The sequence below is a fragment of the Mesorhizobium sp. M0317 genome (assembly GCF_040321555.1).
Taxonomy (GTDB): Bacteria; Pseudomonadota; Alphaproteobacteria; order Rhizobiales; family Rhizobiaceae; genus Mesorhizobium.
The window spans coordinates 189603-206134 of record NZ_JAMYRV010000001.1; the positions used below are offsets into that span (position 1 = coordinate 189603).

Below are 16532 nucleotides of genomic sequence, written 5' to 3' on the forward strand. Positions count from 1 at the left end.
GCCGGCGCATGGCGGCGCAACTCCAACCAAGGGAGGAATGAATGTTGAAATTCGCATTGAAAGTGGCTGCCGCGGCAACGCTGGTGGCCGGGGTCTCCTTGAGCCTGCCGGCATTCGCGCAGGACGGCCAGAAGACCTTCTATCTGCTGTCGCATGGTGGCCCTTCGGACGCGTTCTGGATCGACTGGAATGCCGGCGCGACCAAGGCCTGCGACCAGCTCAAGGTGACCTGCAAGATCTCGTTCAGCGGCGGCGACATGGCGGCGCAGAAGGAGGCTTTCAACTCGGCGCTCGCCGCCAAGCCGGACGGCATCGCCACCACCTCGGCTCAGCCCGGCCTGTGGACGGAGGAGGTGAAGGCCGCCAAGGCCGCCGGCATACCGATCGTGTTCTTCAACACCGACGATCCGGCGACCGGGCGGCAGGCCTATGTCGGGGCCGACCTCAGGGAAGCGGGCGTCATCTGGGCCAAGTATCTCGTCGACCACAAGATGGTGAAGCAGGGCGACAAGGTGTTCCTGCCGGTCGAAGTGCCAGGCGCCAGCTACCAGCAGCTGGAGACCGAGGGCATCGCCAGCGTCTTCGATCCGCTCGGCATCAAGTACGACGTGGTCGATTGCGGCACCGACCCGGCCGGCATCATCGCCAAGATGACCGACTACATGGTCGCCAACAATCCGCCGGCAATCATTGCACTCGGCGATTCCGTGGCAGCAAGCATCAAACGCGTCTTCGACGGGGCCGGTGTGTCGGCCGGCAAGGTCCCGGTCGTCGGCTGGGGCAACTCAAAGGAGACGGCCGAGGCGGTCAAGTCCGGCTTCGTCAATGCTGCGGCCTGGCAGTACCCGTCGGCGCAGGGCTTCATGCCGGTGGCGCTGCTCGGGCTTGCGGCCTCTGGCGAGCCGATCGGCTACGACATTCACACATTCAGCCTCTACGACGCCTCGAGCGTCGAGCCGATCCTGAAACTCTACAACAAGTGACGACAATCGGCGCCCGCCCCCCAATGGCGGGCGCCGGCCGAAACCCCTGGTGCTGGCAGATATGGCCATCACAGCAGACGACGACACGCAGCGAGCGAAGGGCAGGTCTGCGCTGCTGCGTTCGCCGCAATTCTCCTCGCTCATCATCCTCATCGTGCTGCTCGTGGTGTTCGCCATCGCCGACGGCAACTTCCTGTCGCCGCTCAACATATCCAACATGATGGCGTTCCTGCCCGAGCTCGGCATCATCGCTCTCGGCATGACGCTGCTGCTGACGGCGGGCGAGTTCGATCTGTCGGTCGGCGCCGTGTTCGGCCTTGCGCCCGTCGTGGTGATGCTGCTGGTGCAGAATGGCGGTATCGACATCGGCGTCGCCCTCCTGGCCGGGCTTGTGCTGTGCATCGCGATCGGCGCCATCAACGGGCTGATCGTCACCAAGATCGGCATTTCCTCGTTCCTGGTCACGCTGTCGATGCTGCTCGTCGTGCGCGGCGCGGCGCTCTACATCACGCAGGGATTCCCCCTGAAGTCGTGGGACCAGCCCGGCTTCTTCGTCACGCTGCTTGCCGGCAGCTTCAATGTAGGCTCGTTCCGGTTCTACACCTCGCTCTGGTGGTTCATCGGCCTGTCGCTGCTGGCGATTTACATCCTGCGCTACGCGAAGCTCGGCAACTGGATCAGCGCCATCGGCAGCAACCGCAACGCAGCGGTGGCGCGCGGCGTGCCGGCCGACGCGGTCAAGATCTGGCTGTTCATCCTGACCTCGGTGGTGGCCGGGCTGGCCGGCATGATCAGCGCGTTCCGGATTTCGGCCGCCTCGCCGGTGGCCGGCACCGGCTACGAACTCGAAGTGATCGCCATGGTGGTGGTCGGCGGCACGGCGCTCACTGGCGGGCGCGGCACCATCCTCGGCACCATCGTCGGCGCGCTGATGCTGCGCGCCATCCGCAACGGCATCGTGCTGATCGGCGTGCCGGGCTTGGCATACAACATCTTCGTCGGCGTCATCATCCTCGCCATGCTCATCCTGCACGCTTTGCTGCAGAAGAACGCCGCAAGGAGCTGACGATGGAAGTGCTGCGTCTGCAAGACCTGCAAAAGTCCTTCGGCAACGTGCGTGCGCTGAAGAACGCCTCGTTCACCCTCAACGAAGGCGAGGTGGTTGCCCTGCTCGGCGACAATGGCGCCGGGAAATCGACGCTGATCAAAGCGATCTCCGGCGTCTTCACGGCCGACCACGGCGACATCTTCGTGCGCGGCGAGAAGGCATCGATCCGCTCGACGCGCGACGCGATGGACCTCGGCATCGAGACCATCCATCAGGACACATCGCTCGCGCCGGACCTCAGCATCGCGCGCAATCTTTTCCTGGGCCGGGAGCCGGTCAATTTCGGTTGGCTCGGCGTGTTCGCGCCGCTCGATCTCGCCAAGCTTCGCAACGCCGCCTCGGCGCTGCTGAAGCGGGTCGGCATTTCGAAAAAGCTCGATGCAGATGCGCTGGTGAGCACCCTCTCGGGCGGTGAGCGGCAATCGATCGCGATCTCGCGCGCCATGCAGTTCGCCGCCAAGGTGATCATACTCGACGAGCCGACCAACAATCTTGGCGTCGAGGAAACCCACGGCGTGCTGCGCTTCGTCAAGGAGGTGCGCGACGCCGGCCACTCGGTGCTGCTCATCACCCACAACATCCACCACGTGTTCCAGGTCGCCGACCGCATCATCGTCATGCGCCGCGGCGAAATCGTCGCGGAACAGACGGTCGCCGACACCGACCTGTTGACGGTGGAAAGCCTCATCACCGGCGCCGACATGTCGGCCTTGCTCAAGGAGGCGAGGGCAAAGTGAAGGACGTCGCATGGTAGAGCTTTACGGCAAGACGCTGTCGCGAAGGCAGGTGGCCGAGCGGTCCGGCATGCTGTCGCAGTTTGCCGGCGTGCGGCTGATGACGCTCGGCGACGGCGTGGAGCGCGGCATCCGGATGCTCGAGTTCCGCACCGGCTCCGGCCTGCGCTTCACGGCGCTGGTCGACCGGGCGCTCGATATCGCCGATTGCGACTTCCGGGGCCAGGCGATCGGCTGGCATTCGCCGAGCGGCTTTCGCCACCCCGGACTGCACGAGCATGAAGGGGAGGACGGTTTCGCCTTTGGCCGGTCGTTCTCGGGGCTGCTCGTCACCTGCGGCCTCGACCATATACTGGGCCGGCAAGACGTGCCGGCCGAAAGCTACAATTATCCGGGGCGCAAGCGGGTATTGCACTCGCTGCATGGCCGCATCGGCACCGTGCCGGCGCGGCTGACCGGCTACGGCGAGGCCTGGGACGGCGACCGCTGCGTGCTGTGGGCGGAAGGCATTGTCCAGCAGGCAACCGTGTTCGGCGAGGATCTCCATTTGCTGCGCCGCATCGAGGCCGATGTCGGCGGCACCGAGATCCGGCTGTCGGACCGCGTCGTCAATCATGGTTTCAGCCGCACGCCGCACATGTATTTCTATCACGTCAACGTCAGCCATCCCCTGCTCGACGAGGGTTCGCGTTACCTGGCGCCGATCCGGGATGTCGTCTGGGCGGCGCACGCCGGCGAACGCTACGAGGCGCAGAAAGTCGGCTACCGAACCGTGCCGGCGCCGCAGCTGGGATTCAGCGAGCAGGTCTGGGAGCACGAGCTTGGCGCCGATGCGGCGGGCGAGGTGCCGGTGGCCGTCGTCAATGACCACCTGGGCCTCGGCTTCGAGGTCGTTACCCGCAAGGATCAGCTGCCCTGCACCTATCAGTGGCAGAACTTCCAGGCAGGCCTATATGCGTTGGGAATCGAACCCTCGACGCATCATGTTCTCGGCAATCTCGCCGCGCGCGAACGGGGCGAGATGATCTGGCTGGACCATGGCGAAAGCCGCTCCTATCACGCCGTGTTCCGGGTGCTCGACGGTGCCGGCCAGATCGCCCAAGCGGAAGCGAGGATAGCGTCGATCGCCCGGCAGCCGCAACAGGACTACCCTGCGCTGTCGGGCGCTTTTGCGAGACTGCAGGCGGGACCGGCTTGAAACGCACGATCGGTTGCCGCGGCGGGCGAGAAGTGCGCCGGAATACGGAAGCAGGCGCGGCCCGGCCGGCCCCAGGCGGCCCTTGCGGAGCGCAGGCGGGAAAGCGGAGATGACGATGACGGCAAGCAGGAAGCGTGACTACAGCCTGGTCGGTGAAAGCACCAAGCGCGCCATCGAGACCGGATTGGCTTCGGCCGAATGGTATCACACCGATGTCCCGCGCAAGGCGATCAAGGAGTTGATGCAACGCTCCGACGGGCCGGCGATCCGCGACACGATCATCTGGGTCGCGGCGATCCTGGTGTCGGCCGCCGGCATCGTATGGTTCTGGGGCACGTGGTGGGTGGTGCCGTTCCTGTTCGTCTATGGCGTGCTTTACGGCTCGTCGAGCGACTCGCGCTGGCACGAATGCGGCCACGGCACCGCGTTCCGGACGCGCTGGATGAACGATGTCGTCTACCAGATCTCAAGCTTCATGCTGATGCGCAACCCAGTGCAATGGCGCTGGAGCCATGCCCGCCATCACACCGATACCATCATCGTCGGCCGCGATGCCGAAATCGCCGTCATGCGCCCCCCAGATCTGCTGCGGGCGGCGCTCGCCTTCACCGGTATTCTCGATTTCCGCTATTCGCTGCCGACGCTGGTGCGCCAGGCGTTCGGCAAGCTGTCCGATGAAGAGAAGAGCTATATCCCCGAGATGGAGCAGCACAAGGCGGTGATCGCTGCGCGCTGGCATGTCGCCATCTATGCGGCGACAGTCGGGCTGGCGTTGTTCACGTGGTCACTGCTGCCGCTGGTGCTGATCGGCCTGCCGCGCCTCTATGGCAGCTGGCACATGGTGCTGACAGGGTTGCTGCAGCATATCGGCCTGGCCGACAATGTCGTCGACCACCGGCTGAACACGCGCACCGTCTACATGAACCCGGTCAGCCGCTTCATCTACTGGAACATGAATTACCATGTCGAACACCATATGTTCCCGATGGTGCCCTATCATGCGCTGCCAAGACTGCACGAGCTGATCAAGCACGACCTGCCGGTGCCGAACCCGTCGATGTGGCATGCCTATCGCGAGGTCTGGCCGGTGCTGCTTCGACAGCTGAAATATGAGGATTTTTATCTCGAGCGGAAATTGCCGCCGACAGCCAGACCCTATCGCGGCGAATTTCACCAGGTGGATATGTCGGCGGCCGCTGAATAGCGATAGCGAATTTTGCCGGAGCCGGAGATGGCTGACTGGATGAAGCGTGCGCGGTGGACGACATCTCGAAAGAGGATGTCGTCTGCTTCGATCCTCGCGGCCGCAGCTTCGCGGTTTGCCGCTCGCCCAATGACGAGTTCTTCGCCACCGACGGATATTGTACGCATGAGAAGGCGCATGCGGCCGAAGGGCTGGTGATCGACGACGTCATCGAATGCCTTGAAGCATATTGGCCGCTTCAACTGCGGCCGGCCAGGCCAAGGGCGCGCCGGGTCTGCGTCAATCTCGCGATCTATCCGGTGAGAATCGAGGCCGGCAAGGTGATGCTCCAGATCTGACGCTTGGTAACCGGTCCGGCACCGCGTTTAGCAAAGCAGAGTGACGTTTTCATAGCCGAAAGAGACGGACCGTGGCCGATCATGCGCCATGAAGGCTAAGCCAGCTGACCATGCTGCGCGTGCTGGTCATTGACGTGGCCGAGGGGCGCCGAGCGGGCAGGGGTCGATCGTCTCGGTACCGCTGGAGCTGTGCTGAACCCTATATCGCGATGCGGCCCCCAGCCTGTTCACCGTGCGGGCTAGAATTTCTTCGAGATCGGCACCGCCGGCGGTTTTCTTAGTTGGGCTTTCCGCCTCTGATCGACGAGGTCCTGATTCACTGCTGCTTCTGCTGATCAGCTTTGAGGTGCTGATTGTGCGGTTTGATCTGGCAGCGTTGATACTGGGCGCCACCGCGATCGAAGCGGATGGACAGCGCCTACCGCAGCGGCAAAACGACCGCTGAGCAAGATCAGTGTGAGGGAAGGAGATGGAATTTATTGGTGCGCAGCAAGCGCGGCAAAGCTGCGCAGCTGATCGTGGCTGGAAAGCGTCGCTACAAAGGCGGTGCGTTTGTCAGTTTGGAAGCCGACACGCGTCCGGCAGGCGACGGCGATCTCGCTGGCTGACTGCGGCGCGGGATTATTGTTGAACGACGGCAGGAAGTAGGCTCGGTCCGCAGTGCGTCCAGGACTCGCGTTCGAGTGGATTATGGTTCGGGGTGACGATAGCCGATCTGCGCAGCCCCGAACCTCCAGCGCTTTCCGCATGTTGGGCAGGGGTAGAATTGTCACTTTCACGCTCGATCTGCTCCGCGTGTGCGTCAGGATGATGCTACACTCAAACTCTCGAAGGTTCATGATCCTCTTCGGTAGCGACGGATTCATGCCGTAAGCGAGCCGCCCCGGGAAACTGATTTCAATTCCTTCGCAGCCGCGGTCAACGAGGCGCGGTCATTCCCGGCGGCTTTGATGAGCTCCATCACCTGCTCAGGCGTGATGCCGTTCTGCTGGGCAAAATGCTCGACTTCGTTGCGTTCGTTGGACGAGACCCGGTTCCTGTCGCCAAAATCACGCTCGCTTTTGTTGTCCGTCATCATCTTCTCCTTCAACCTCAATTCGTCGGCCCGAACCGCCCGCTGGAGCAAAACTTCCGAAACCGCCGAACGCGGAGGCTGATCGAGCCTCGCTAGGGCTGCTGCAAGTAGACGAAAGCTCCAACTGGCGAAAGCTGGAGGGTTGTCGAATGCCGGGGTGAGGTCGGCGCACGCCGTGGCATCGCGTCGGCGACCTTCACCACCCGCCCAGAACACGGACGGGAGCAGCCTCGGAATGATTTGCCCGACCGCCAGGCAATGAAGATGGAACTACGCGACACCGAGTTCCTCGTCCTGTGGCATCAGCAGACGCTCTCGTGGATGTCTTACCCGGCATTCTCGCCGGAATGATCGAAGTGGATGGCGAGGCGAAAGGCGAGCGCTCGCTCGGCGATCATATTGACAAGATGGCTTTCGCCGATCGACAGCGCCGGAAGGGCCTCTTTCAACGCCTCGAGAGCATGCCGTGTCGACAAAAGACCCCGCCGCTTGCGGCTGCTCACATATTGATCGATCGGGCACTCCAGTGGCATCTGCCTGCCTCCGTTTCGGACAGGATCTCGTAGCGTGGCTGCGGAGCGACAGCATTCACATTGGTTAAGAGATGGCGGCGAACGCCATCATGCATGCCGCCAACAGACGGCGGTGGGGCTGATTTACGCCGGGTTGGAGCGCTATCCTAGGGTAAGCATGGCGCGACCGTCGCGCCGGGTTCGGACATTTCGATGCTACTGCTCCGGTACCGCGGAGGTTTGTGGATGGTTGCGTGCCGCCTCGGCGATTTCCGGAATGAACTTCGTCGCGGTGCAGCTTCGGTTTACATTGGCGCGGGCGGTAAATACCTCTTGCCCGCAGACTTGCGAAGCGAGCGCGATCGGCACATGCACCGCTAGTGGTAACTCGGTCTCAGCCACTCCTAGATGTCTTGCAACCTGTTGCTTCACCTCCGGCCGGCCGAGCGAGACGTCAACGCCGACATCATCCTTGGCGGTCGGCGACGATCCTTGCGCCGGCAGACGATCGTGCTTGCCTGTTTGCGATGAGTCGCCGGATTGTTGAGCCGGCTGACTTGTCTGCGGAGATGCCTGGGCGCCCAAAATCAGCGAGGCCCCCAGCCCCAAAAAAGCCCGGAGCCCCAAAGACACAATCCGAAGTCCGAATGTGCTCATTGTCATGTTCCTCACCGTGGGTTCAAACTTGGCGCCGCTCAGAGGTCGGTGTTGCTTCGGCCTCTTTCGAAGACAGGGATGTCTTCTTCGTCCTCATCATTGTCACCGGTTGGTATGTCCTCGGCGTAGCTGCGGGTCAGTTCCTCGGTTTCGCTTAAGCCGTCCATCGTCTCATTGGCGCCTGCCCCTTCATCATGACGACCGGTAATTTCGCTGCGGGGCCTTGCGCCGATCGACTGGTCGACATCGTCGGCTCCCACGAAACCTGGCTCAGCGCCGTGCCTGTCTTCGTGGCCCACGGGGCTGTCCAACACGGCGGCATCCTCCGGGCGAATGGGTTCATCATTGGCGAAGTCACTTCGTCTCGAATGCGAGGTCTCGTTTTGCTTTGGCATGTCAGGTCTCCTGTTCGTTTGGCAACTTCGACGACGCTGGTGCTTGCACGCCGGACTACCTGAGCGACGCACCTTTAGAGTTCCTGCATCGACCACCGCTTAAAGGTTGCAGCGTCCCTGAGGGCGGAGGCAGTGTTGGCCACAGACTCCACAGCGCCGCGAAGAACCAACGTCGTGGCCAGATCCACTCAGCCCTGAGAACCGCTCTTGCTCAGTTGCTGGGCATGTTTGAAATGCTTCCGGATCACCGGCGCGGTCTTTTTCGCATGAGCCGCCAGATGTTTTGCCTGACCGTTTTCTGCATAGGAGGTCATCAGCGTCAGGGCTTCCTGGTGCGCTGCCACCTGGGCGTCGATATAGGCGTTATCGAACGCCCCGCTGCTGTCGTTGCTCAACGCTTCCAATTGGGCAGCATGCTTGCTTGTCATCTCCGGCGCCACTGCGACGTCGTCCTTCTTTGCCGCCGCAATGAGCCGCTTGGAAGAAGTCGTGTGGTCCTTGATCAGCATGCGAGCGAATTCCTTCACTCGTGATGTCTTCGATTTCCGCAGCGCCAACTCACTCGACTGGATCTCGAACATGTCTGAACTCGCAGCTGCTTTGACAAATTCCTGCGGGGACGTCGTCGCGGTCTGAGCCATTGCCCCCGGGCTGATGAGACCGATGGCGATCGCAGCCAAAAGCGCTTTGACGAAATGCATGTTGTGCTCCTGCAATATTGCTTAACTGGCCCAACACGGCCGAGCTGCCGTTGTTCCCCTTGTTGTGACAATAAATACGGGGCGGCAGGCGTAGACCCCGGATGGCTCCGGCTCAGGGCTTTGATCATAGATCCGGCCGTAGCCAAGACCGGTGACTGCGTGGAGCTCAGCGCGGCGGTCGGCTTGGTGGGCAGCACGTTGTGCGACATTCAAATCTCCGAAAGAAATCGTCGGCCATCGTCGCGATGCTTCAGGCAGACCAGTGCGATTTTGTAGGGTTGCGCGGACGGGATTCTGATTCCGCCCGCCGGTCGGGTTCGTCAAGAGGAGCTAATATAGCATTGTATGTCAGATCGGCGGTATTAGCCGCTTACTGGTCGTCGCATGGTCCATCTCTGAATCTTGTTGCACCGCACAATATTATTGACGATAGGGTGCTTAGGCAAGGATATTGAATGACAAGTAGAGGAATTACGTCCGAGTCAAAGTAAAATTTTATTATATCTGACTCTTGCTAATTACCAACTAATGACCCAAGACGCATCTTTCGCGGGCCGTTAGCTTGTTTTTAAACTCTAGTGCGTCACTATCGGGTCCGTAAATGCCCAAAAATGTCCCATCCTTTGAAGGGCAACAAGGAGGCGTACTATGGCAAGAATTTTTGAAATTCTTATGGGCAGTCTGACTGCCGGATCTGTTCTCGCAATTCTTTGCATGCCAGCGACAGCAGCTGGAATTAGTGTCGGAGGCGTCGGCGGGGTATCCGTCGGCAGCGGAGGCGCCAGCGCTAATGTGGGCGGCAACAGCGGCGCTACGGCTAGCGTGTCCCTAGGCGGTTCTGGGGCAAATGCCGCAGCCTCCGTCGGCGACACTGGCGGAGCGACTGCTTCCATCGGAACCGGCAGCGCCAATGTCGGTGTCGTCACCGGGGTTGGTACCGACGTAAATGTCGGCGTTGGAACCAATCCAGCCGCCAACCCCAGCAACCCGACCGCTTCGAGCAACTCGAATCTGGCTAGCGTTGTCGGCGATATGTCGAACGCCCAGGTCACTCGGATGAAGAAGCGCTGCGTCGAAGTGCTTAGCAACGAAGACACCTATGATCGTGACCTGCGCCGGCTCTGCCTGCTGATCTCGCGCCGCTAAGTCGGCAGCGTGTACGCGGCCATTCTCGGTGCTATCGTGCACCGCGATGCCGCTTGGCTGACTGACCGAGGCCGCGCTATATCGCGCCCGGCGGGCGTATTCAGTTCAGCGAGCCTCTGCCGGGGGGAAGCCAAGACCATCTTTCACTTGCTCGACAAGGCCGGACTTGAAGGCAAGGTGTCGAAGCGCAAGGACAGCAAATACCGTCGACCAACTGGCTGAAGGCCAAGTGCTTTGCGAACGACGAGTTCGATCTGCTCGGCGTCGAGCGTGAAGCGGGCAAGCCGGCGTTCGCTGAGGATGACACAAATCGCCGTGCCTAAGAAAGATCAGGAGCGCGCCACCTACGCCTGGATGTACGGCGCCCAAGCGCGCAAGGATGGCAAGGAGCGTGAGGTGCCATTACTGGCAGGAACATGCCGACGGGTGGCTGCAGGGTTTTGACGGTGTGCCGATGGCTGGTTTTGGATAGACCAAGACCGTCAACGACGAGATGGAAGCCGAGGTCGACGAAGCCGCCGTCGAGCGGCCCGACGAATAGCCATTTTGCCATGTGCCGTATGTTCGTTTTTGATTGAAGAAAGGGTTTCGTTGGGCCTATAAAGATTGCGTTTACCATTGCCTTTTTGGGAGGATGCGATGGTTGCAACGCCCATAGATATCGCTCAAGCGGCCACTGCGACTACGGCCACCTTGCTGAAGTGGCAGAAGTCCATGGAGGAACGCGCCACGTTTCGCCAGAACATGGATCAATCGCGCAGGGCGATCCAAGCCTCACGCGATCTGCTGAAGCGCCTTCGTCAACGTCATCGCGACGACGATAGCGGCGCGGATGCGCTAAAGGATTAGCCGCCAGGGCAGATGTGAGACGGAGGTCCGAGAACGGATTGGGGCCACGTGCGGCACCTAATGTCGCGATGGTGATGGCCGATGATGTGCTTGAACAGGAGATTGCCCATCTCCTGCATTGCCGTCATATCCGGGTAAGCCGCTAAAACGGAGCCTTCACCACCGACGCTGCCGAGCAGGGGGATCAACACGAAGCTGTCATCCCGAAACTTGCTTATGGTGGTGATCGTGAAATCGTAGTCGGGATAGGCCTCATCAAGCAGGGCCCTGATCTCGGCGAGGAATTCAGGCGTCTCGAACTGTGCGCCGATCGGCGGCACCACAATCATGTCTTTGCATACTTGCATCTCGCGGCTTCCCAAGCCGTCTCATCGTGAGCGGCTGTTCCGCCAAGGTCAAATCACGTCTTCCCTGCCGATGATCTGGAGCCAGCAAAGTTATTCACACGTCGACAAGATGGTTAGAATTGTCGCGGTTCGGTTAAGACCTCGATCATGAGGCGTGGCGCATCGTGTTGTTGGGTCTACATATTGCCTTCCTGACCCTACCCGGTAGCTCAAGCCCGTTGCCGTAATTGGCAACGGGTTTTTTTACGTCTTCATCTGGCACAGTTGATCTAATGGTATGGAACCGCGACGACAACCAAGCAATTCTGCCTTAAGCGGTCGATTCCTCGGATGTAGCCGTGCCTACGAAAACCCGCTGTTGCGCGCGCGGCGGGGTTTCTTGGCATCAAGACGCTACCCCGCCCTCAGGCCCGTTGCTTAATTGCGGCGGCCTTTACAGGTCCGGCGCCGCTATCTACTGCTGAATAGGTGGAGTCACGAGACCCGGAAAGGGCAACACGTTGCCGCCCGTCCCCCGCCGGCGGCGCAGTTCAATCTCGCGATAGACCAGGATGCCCATCACCATTTCCGCGCTGGCGATTTCCGATCTCGATGGCAACGACTTGAGCAATTGGTGCAGTTGTCGCGTTTCCATGGTCGCAATGTGGGCGGCAATGGCTTCGATGCTATCGCCCAAATTCGCCAGTAACCCTGCGGACATCTGCATCGCGCTACTCTACAGCCGGGAAAACGTGTTGAGATGCAGACGCGACCTTTGGCCTTCTGCAAAGGCCAAAGCATAGGATTCGAGCTTGAATGATCGGGTGAGTTCCTGGTCTTCCTCGACCACGCGAACAAACCACTCGCCACAGGCTTCGCCAACTTCGACACAAGGGCGTGCTTTGCGAAGGAATTATATCAGCCAGGGCGTTGCCTCCCAGCAATCAGGCCAAACGGGATTGTAACGTCGTAAGCGGTCTTCAACAAGAAGAGTTTGGGCAGCAATACGAAACTGAGGTGTGGGCCACAAATGGCCGGCGCCATGGGTTGGGGAACCTGGGTGGGCACCGGCCAAGAGCGGACAGGTCCGCCGCGATGCATACATCGTCGATTGGTGCCGCAGTGGTAATGGTGTGATCGCGGAAGCTACGCTTTAGCCTTAGCCGCCGGCCTTGCCTTGCCCGTTACAGTTGCCGTGGGCTGCGGTGCCTTCCTACCCAGACCGATCGACTTCGCCATGGCAGACCGTGAGGCCGCATAGTTGGGAGCGACCATCGGATAAGTGGATGGCAAGTTCCACTTTGTTCGATACGCGTCAGAAGTGAGACCGAAATCCACGCGCAGATGTCGCCGAAGGGTTTTGAACCGCTTACCATCTTCAAGACAGATGATGTAATCGGGAAATACTGACTTCTTCGGATTTACCGCAGGCACTGGTTCTTCGGTCGCGGCAGCCACGCGATGGCCAATCCCAGACAGCGACGCGTGCACTGAGGCTATCAGGTCCGCCAAACCCGCGACCGGCACGGGATTGTTGCTGACGTACGCCGATACCACATCCGCCGTGAGTTCTACCAGTTCAGGGGCGTGGTCGGGGGCGTCGGTCATGGTGTGAGTCCTCGAATTTGAGAACGATCTATTATAGCTGCTGCCGCAGCTGCGCAACTCGAGGCCCGATGATGGGCCGCTTCCCTCGTAAGCACCAATCCTGTTGAGCCTGTGTTTGCCGATGGAGGAAAGGACCATCCGAAGCAGTGCCAGACTTATCACAGGTTAAGTCGGTCCGGTGTTTATGATATAAGGTCGGGCATCATTCGCGTTCTGCTGGCCGCGGGTGACTGAGAGACCATAGCGCTCCCGCCCAAACGGAGAGCCGACATGCTTTATCAAAGCCCATTAACCGCCAAGTTCCATCGTGCCTTCACCCTGACGTCAGGTGAGCGTCAAGCTCTCGACGCGGTAAGAATAAGGATCGTTGCGATTGGCGCAAACCAGAACTTGGTTCGGGAAGGCGACCAGCCGTCCCGGTGCATAATGGTCCTGGCTGGCTTAGCCAGCACCTCGAAGGTAACAGGAGACGGGAAGCGTCAGGTCACTGCTTATCATGTGCCTGGCGACATGCCCGATCTGTTGAGCCTGCACCTCGATCTGTTGGATAGCGACGTTCGAACGGTGAGCGCTTGCAGTGTTGGCTTCATAGATCACTCGGCTATACGGCTGCTCTGCGAACGCCACCCCAGGCTGGCGGCAAATCTTTGGCGAACGACACTGGTTGATGCATCGATTTTCCGCGAATGGGTGGTTAATGTCGGGAAGCGCCAAGCGCTTGGCCGAGTGGCCCACCTTCTCTGTGAAATCATGCTACGTATGGAAGACGCCGGACTCGCGTCCGATCAAACCTGCGCTTTTGCTGTGACTCAAGCTGACCTTGGCGAGGCGACAGGGCTGTCGGCAGTCCACATCAACCGCACGCTCAAGTCTCTTCGGGAGAAGCGCCTTACATCACTTGTGAATGGCCAATTGACCATCCATGATTGGGAAGGACTAGCCTTTCTTGCTGAGTTCCGGCACGATTACCTGCACTCAGCAAGGACCAATAAAACGGCCGAGTTCATGTCAATGCACTGATTGCTCCAGGGGAAAATCGCCAGAAATGCGGATTGGCTCCAAGGGTAGCCGGACCACTTGTTGGCCTTCGCTGACCATCAGCGGTGCGATCGCCCCCCAAACATGTTTTGCCATGGTGGCGCGGCGGAAATGATCAGCAGGTTGATACCAAGCCTGTCTGGCTTGCTTCTTTTTGATGCGGCAGGCGGGGCCGCCTTGCCCCAGGCCAAACGCAGGCCCCAAACGAAACCGGCCTCACTTGGTGCACGCTCCTTTTACCGCGCGGTCAATGCTTTGATGGCGCGTCGAAGCGTTAGCGCAAGGGGTTCACTTGCGCGCAGAGTGCATTCGAATGCTTACCGGCCCACACGGGCGTTGACTATCCGTATGGCCGTCTGGGTCGTGGAGGTTAACTGGGACGGGACACCTGCTCTCCTTGCCAGCCTTCGGAACGTTTCCTCGCAGCGTGCGCAGGAGGAACGTCGACGTCAATCCCAGAAGCTCGGAGCAATTGGCCGCCTCGCAGCCGGCATAGTTCACGATATCAAAAATCTGATAGCAGCGTTCGACTCGGGCCTGCGGCTCCTGCAAAAGCAACTCGCCGAAAATCCCGGCGATCCGAAATCAGCCATCCTGATCGACGAACTGCTCAAACGAACACAGAACGGCGGGGCACTTACGCAGCAATTGCTTGCGTTTTCTCGGCGCCAGTCGCTTACGCCCGAAGGCATTGATCTGAACGGACGGATCGAACAGCTTTCGATGCTGCTGGAACGAACGCTCGGGAGTGCAATCAAAATTGAACGCAACTTGGACGCGGCGCTTGGCCCTGTTCTGGCCGACCCCAACCAGCTCGATGTCGCCATGCTCAATCTGGATGAACGCCAAGGACGCCATGGCCGGCGTGGGAACGCTCACAATCGAGACTAGCGATGTCCCTGACGACATCGACGACGTGCATTCACTGGCGGGTTCGTGCGTTCGTATGACCGTGCGCGATGCCGGTTGCGGCATGAACAAGGAGATTCTGGCGCAGGTCTTCGAGCCGTTCTTCACCACCAAACCCGATGGACGCGGGACTGGACTTGGACTTAGCCAGGTTTATGGCTTCGTCCAACAATCCGGCGGGCACATTCGGATAGAGAGCGAAGCTGGTGAAGGAACAAGCGTCCACCTTTTTCTGCCGCGTGTGCAGAAGCAGTAACCAGGCTCTGCCGGGATCGCTTTGCATTGGGTATGGCGGAAGTGACGTGGCCAGTCCGCCAAAGCAATCCCGTAGAGCGACATAATGGGTGGTTAGCGGCCGCTTTAGAGATCGGGTGCAGAGGGTACACGGGCTTTTCCCCCTTTATCCTTTTTTCTCCCGGCCGCGCCACCGTCTATTATCGGCGGCTAGGCCGCTATCACCTTCTGAGCGGGTTAGCGATGGAGTGCCTTGGACGGTGAAAACGATTCCGGCATCCTCAAACGCTTTGCGGATGGCGGCGATGTTGTGGGGACGCGGTTTCCTGTTTCCGTTCTCAAAAGCGCTGATCACCATCTCGCTAAGATTGGCCTTGGCGGCAAGTCGCACACGCGGCCAGTTCAATAGGGCTCGTGCTGCTCTGACTTGATCTGCTGAGAGTAGGGTTCGGCTGTCCATAGCCAGTCGAACATTTAGTATCGCTAAACTGTTCCTCTTGACCTTCTGCGATTTCTAACGGTGTGAGGCCGGCCTGTCGCAAGCCGTCATCGATTATGGCTGCAACCTTTCGGACGGTTGTTACCTCGGCTCCAACAAGACGTGCTGCCTGCATTCTTGCTTGGAGATCAGCCAAGCGGGCAACCAGGGCTTGCGTCCTCTCGAGTTCAGGGTTCGTCATGTTCATTGTCCAGCTGAGTGGCAATTTGAATTTGTCCGGCTGAGTAGCGTTTGAATGCACACACTCGCCACCCAAGGGTGGCGAGCGTGGGTTCGTTCGAAATCTCAGTCGTAAACTTTCACGATCTTGCGGGTGCCCGGATCGACCAGGACCGTGCGGTTGTCGACCACCACGTAACGGTATTTGACGTTCGGGACCTCGTGGATCTCCACAGTTTCCGGCAGAGCTGTCCCGACGTTCAATTCCACGCCGGGAAGGTTCACCGAAGCCAAGGGCTGCTTCTTGACATACTCACGGATGACCGTGTCCTGTTCCGGCTGGATGATAATGTCGTCAGCGGCGGCGGAGCCGATCCCCGCCAAGAGCAACATGGCTGCGGCGGTGTTCACAAAGTGCATCTTCATATCTTCTCTCCTGCAAGGACCGGCACACGACGATCATCGTCCCGCACTGCCCGGCAACCAACTTTGAACCGGGGTAAACGTTCCCGCCTACGCACCTTTGTCTAATCCGATTGGTCTAAAGTCCGACCGTACAACGCAATGGTCTTACCTTTGGACTAGGCGGAACGGATTAGGGCTTCAGGTTGTTGGTTCTCCACAACGGGAGAGAACAAATGGATCAAAGTGTTGGCCAGGCGCGATGGTTGCTCGCACCGATTTTTGCAACAGCCGTTACCTTTCTGGTAATGGCGGTCGTCCTTAGCTGACATGTCTTGGATCGGCGCAGCCAAGTCCCTTCCTGCGCTGATAGGATTCGCGAGTTGCTTGAGCGGCTGGCGAATCCTCTATTTTACCGTGCGCTGGGCCTGCTCCTTCAGCAGGCGGGGCGCTTCGT

General features: G+C 60.0%; 21 protein-coding genes and 1 pseudogene. 12 read left to right on the forward strand and 10 right to left on the reverse strand.

The window, feature by feature from the left end; all coding sequences use genetic code 11:
* The first annotated feature begins 41 nt into the window (after nucleotides 1-41).
* The 7 genes and pseudogenes from NKI88_RS00935 to NKI88_RS00965 all read left to right on the forward strand — a co-directional run bounded on the left by NKI88_RS00935 (nucleotide 42) and on the right by NKI88_RS00965 (nucleotide 6173).
* On the forward strand, nucleotides 42-983 hold the full coding sequence (locus NKI88_RS00935) for a sugar ABC transporter substrate-binding protein (RefSeq protein WP_023689426.1): 942 nt from the start codon (nucleotides 42-44) through the stop codon (nucleotides 981-983).
* Nucleotides 984-1044: 61 nt separating this feature from the next.
* Nucleotides 1045-2049, forward strand: a complete 1005-nt coding sequence (locus NKI88_RS00940; RefSeq protein ID WP_050586906.1) for an ABC transporter permease — start codon at nucleotides 1045-1047, stop codon at nucleotides 2047-2049.
* Nucleotides 2046-2828 (forward strand): ATP-binding cassette domain-containing protein, encoded by a 783-nt coding sequence (locus NKI88_RS00945; RefSeq protein WP_352653639.1) that lies wholly within the window; start codon nucleotides 2046-2048, stop codon nucleotides 2826-2828. The genes NKI88_RS00940 and NKI88_RS00945 overlap by 4 nt, the downstream gene beginning before the upstream one ends.
* A 10-nt stretch (nucleotides 2829-2838) precedes the next feature.
* Nucleotides 2839-4023: an aldose 1-epimerase family protein gene (locus NKI88_RS00950; RefSeq protein ID WP_352653537.1), complete on the forward strand. Its 1185-nt coding sequence runs from the start codon at nucleotides 2839-2841 to the stop codon at nucleotides 4021-4023.
* 109 nt (nucleotides 4024-4132) lie between these two features.
* Complete coding sequence (locus NKI88_RS00955; RefSeq protein ID WP_023739476.1) at nucleotides 4133-5227, forward strand: fatty acid desaturase family protein; 1095 nt, start codon at nucleotides 4133-4135, stop codon at nucleotides 5225-5227.
* A 27-nt stretch (nucleotides 5228-5254) separates the two neighbouring features.
* Nucleotides 5255-5565: pseudogene (locus NKI88_RS00960) on the forward strand (Rieske 2Fe-2S domain-containing protein).
* 407 nt (nucleotides 5566-5972) lie between these two features.
* A complete protein-coding gene (locus tag NKI88_RS00965; protein WP_156929821.1) occupies nucleotides 5973-6173 on the forward strand; it encodes a hypothetical protein in 201 nt (66 codons plus the stop codon).
* A gap of 254 nt (nucleotides 6174-6427) precedes the next feature.
* Here the strand turns inward: NKI88_RS00965 and NKI88_RS00970 are convergent, their stop codons facing one another.
* The 5 genes from NKI88_RS00970 to NKI88_RS00990 form a co-directional block, all read right to left on the reverse strand.
* Nucleotides 6428-6640: a DUF3606 domain-containing protein gene (locus NKI88_RS00970; protein WP_023739473.1), complete on the reverse strand. Its 213-nt coding sequence runs from the start codon at nucleotides 6638-6640 to the stop codon at nucleotides 6428-6430.
* A gap of 326 nt (nucleotides 6641-6966) precedes the next feature.
* A complete protein-coding gene (locus NKI88_RS00975; protein ID WP_352653538.1) occupies nucleotides 6967-7173 on the reverse strand; it encodes a hypothetical protein in 207 nt (68 codons plus the stop codon).
* Between the two features lie 195 nt (nucleotides 7174-7368).
* Entirely contained in the window at nucleotides 7369-7809 is a 441-nt protein-coding gene (locus NKI88_RS00980; protein ID WP_352653539.1) for a hypothetical protein, read from the reverse strand.
* A gap of 38 nt (nucleotides 7810-7847) precedes the next feature.
* Nucleotides 7848-8204: a hypothetical protein gene (locus NKI88_RS00985; RefSeq protein WP_023739471.1), complete on the reverse strand. Its 357-nt coding sequence runs from the start codon at nucleotides 8202-8204 to the stop codon at nucleotides 7848-7850.
* 188 nt (nucleotides 8205-8392) lie between these two features.
* On the reverse strand, nucleotides 8393-8905 hold the full coding sequence (locus NKI88_RS00990; protein ID WP_352653540.1) for a DUF4142 domain-containing protein: 513 nt from the start codon (nucleotides 8903-8905) through the stop codon (nucleotides 8393-8395).
* Nucleotides 8906-9553: 648 nt separating this feature from the next.
* Between NKI88_RS00990 and NKI88_RS00995 the strand changes: the two genes are divergently transcribed.
* Together NKI88_RS00995 and NKI88_RS01005 are read left to right on the forward strand one after the other, a co-directional pair.
* Nucleotides 9554-10051 carry a hypothetical protein gene (locus NKI88_RS00995; RefSeq protein ID WP_352653541.1) on the forward strand — a complete coding sequence of 166 codons (498 nt, stop codon included), beginning with the start codon at nucleotides 9554-9556 and terminating at the stop codon, nucleotides 10049-10051.
* 639 nt (nucleotides 10052-10690) lie between these two features.
* Entirely contained in the window at nucleotides 10691-10900 is a 210-nt protein-coding gene (locus NKI88_RS01005) for a hypothetical protein (RefSeq protein ID WP_023708908.1), read from the forward strand.
* Here NKI88_RS01005 and NKI88_RS01010 read toward each other — a convergent pair.
* The 3 genes from NKI88_RS01010 to NKI88_RS01020 form a co-directional block, all read right to left on the reverse strand.
* A complete protein-coding gene (locus NKI88_RS01010) occupies nucleotides 10897-11262 on the reverse strand; it encodes a hypothetical protein (RefSeq protein ID WP_352653542.1) in 366 nt (121 codons plus the stop codon). The two genes, NKI88_RS01005 and NKI88_RS01010, sit on opposite strands and share 4 nt — an antisense overlap.
* Before the next feature lie 439 nt (nucleotides 11263-11701).
* Nucleotides 11702-11953 carry a hypothetical protein gene (locus tag NKI88_RS01015; RefSeq protein WP_023739468.1) on the reverse strand — a complete coding sequence of 84 codons (252 nt, stop codon included), beginning with the start codon at nucleotides 11951-11953 and terminating at the stop codon, nucleotides 11702-11704.
* A 419-nt stretch (nucleotides 11954-12372) separates the two neighbouring features.
* Nucleotides 12373-12834 carry a Ros/MucR family transcriptional regulator gene (locus NKI88_RS01020; RefSeq protein WP_352653543.1) on the reverse strand — a complete coding sequence of 154 codons (462 nt, stop codon included), beginning with the start codon at nucleotides 12832-12834 and terminating at the stop codon, nucleotides 12373-12375.
* A 270-nt stretch (nucleotides 12835-13104) separates the two neighbouring features.
* On the opposite strand from NKI88_RS01020, the gene NKI88_RS01025 reads away from it, so the two are divergent.
* From NKI88_RS01025 to NKI88_RS01035, 3 genes are all read left to right on the forward strand, one after another.
* The gene (locus tag NKI88_RS01025; RefSeq protein ID WP_023708903.1) at nucleotides 13105-13854 is read left to right on the forward strand and encodes a Crp/Fnr family transcriptional regulator; all 750 of its coding nucleotides are present in this window, start codon (nucleotides 13105-13107) and stop codon (nucleotides 13852-13854) included.
* 366 nt (nucleotides 13855-14220) lie between these two features.
* Nucleotides 14221-14763, forward strand: coding sequence for a nitrogen regulation protein NR(II) (locus NKI88_RS01030; protein WP_352653544.1), 543 nt, complete (start codon nucleotides 14221-14223; stop codon nucleotides 14761-14763).
* A complete protein-coding gene (locus NKI88_RS01035) occupies nucleotides 14711-15037 on the forward strand; it encodes a sensor histidine kinase (protein WP_196814989.1) in 327 nt (108 codons plus the stop codon). The genes NKI88_RS01030 and NKI88_RS01035 overlap by 53 nt, the downstream gene beginning before the upstream one ends.
* Before the next feature lie 144 nt (nucleotides 15038-15181).
* Here the strand turns inward: NKI88_RS01035 and NKI88_RS01040 are convergent, their stop codons facing one another.
* The gene (locus NKI88_RS01040; RefSeq protein WP_352653545.1) at nucleotides 15182-15475 is read right to left on the reverse strand and encodes a helix-turn-helix domain-containing protein; all 294 of its coding nucleotides are present in this window, start codon (nucleotides 15473-15475) and stop codon (nucleotides 15182-15184) included.
* A gap of 324 nt (nucleotides 15476-15799) precedes the next feature.
* Nucleotides 15800-16099 carry a DUF1236 domain-containing protein gene (locus tag NKI88_RS01045; protein ID WP_023669226.1) on the reverse strand — a complete coding sequence of 100 codons (300 nt, stop codon included), beginning with the start codon at nucleotides 16097-16099 and terminating at the stop codon, nucleotides 15800-15802.
* Nucleotides 16100-16532 lie beyond the last annotated feature (433 nt).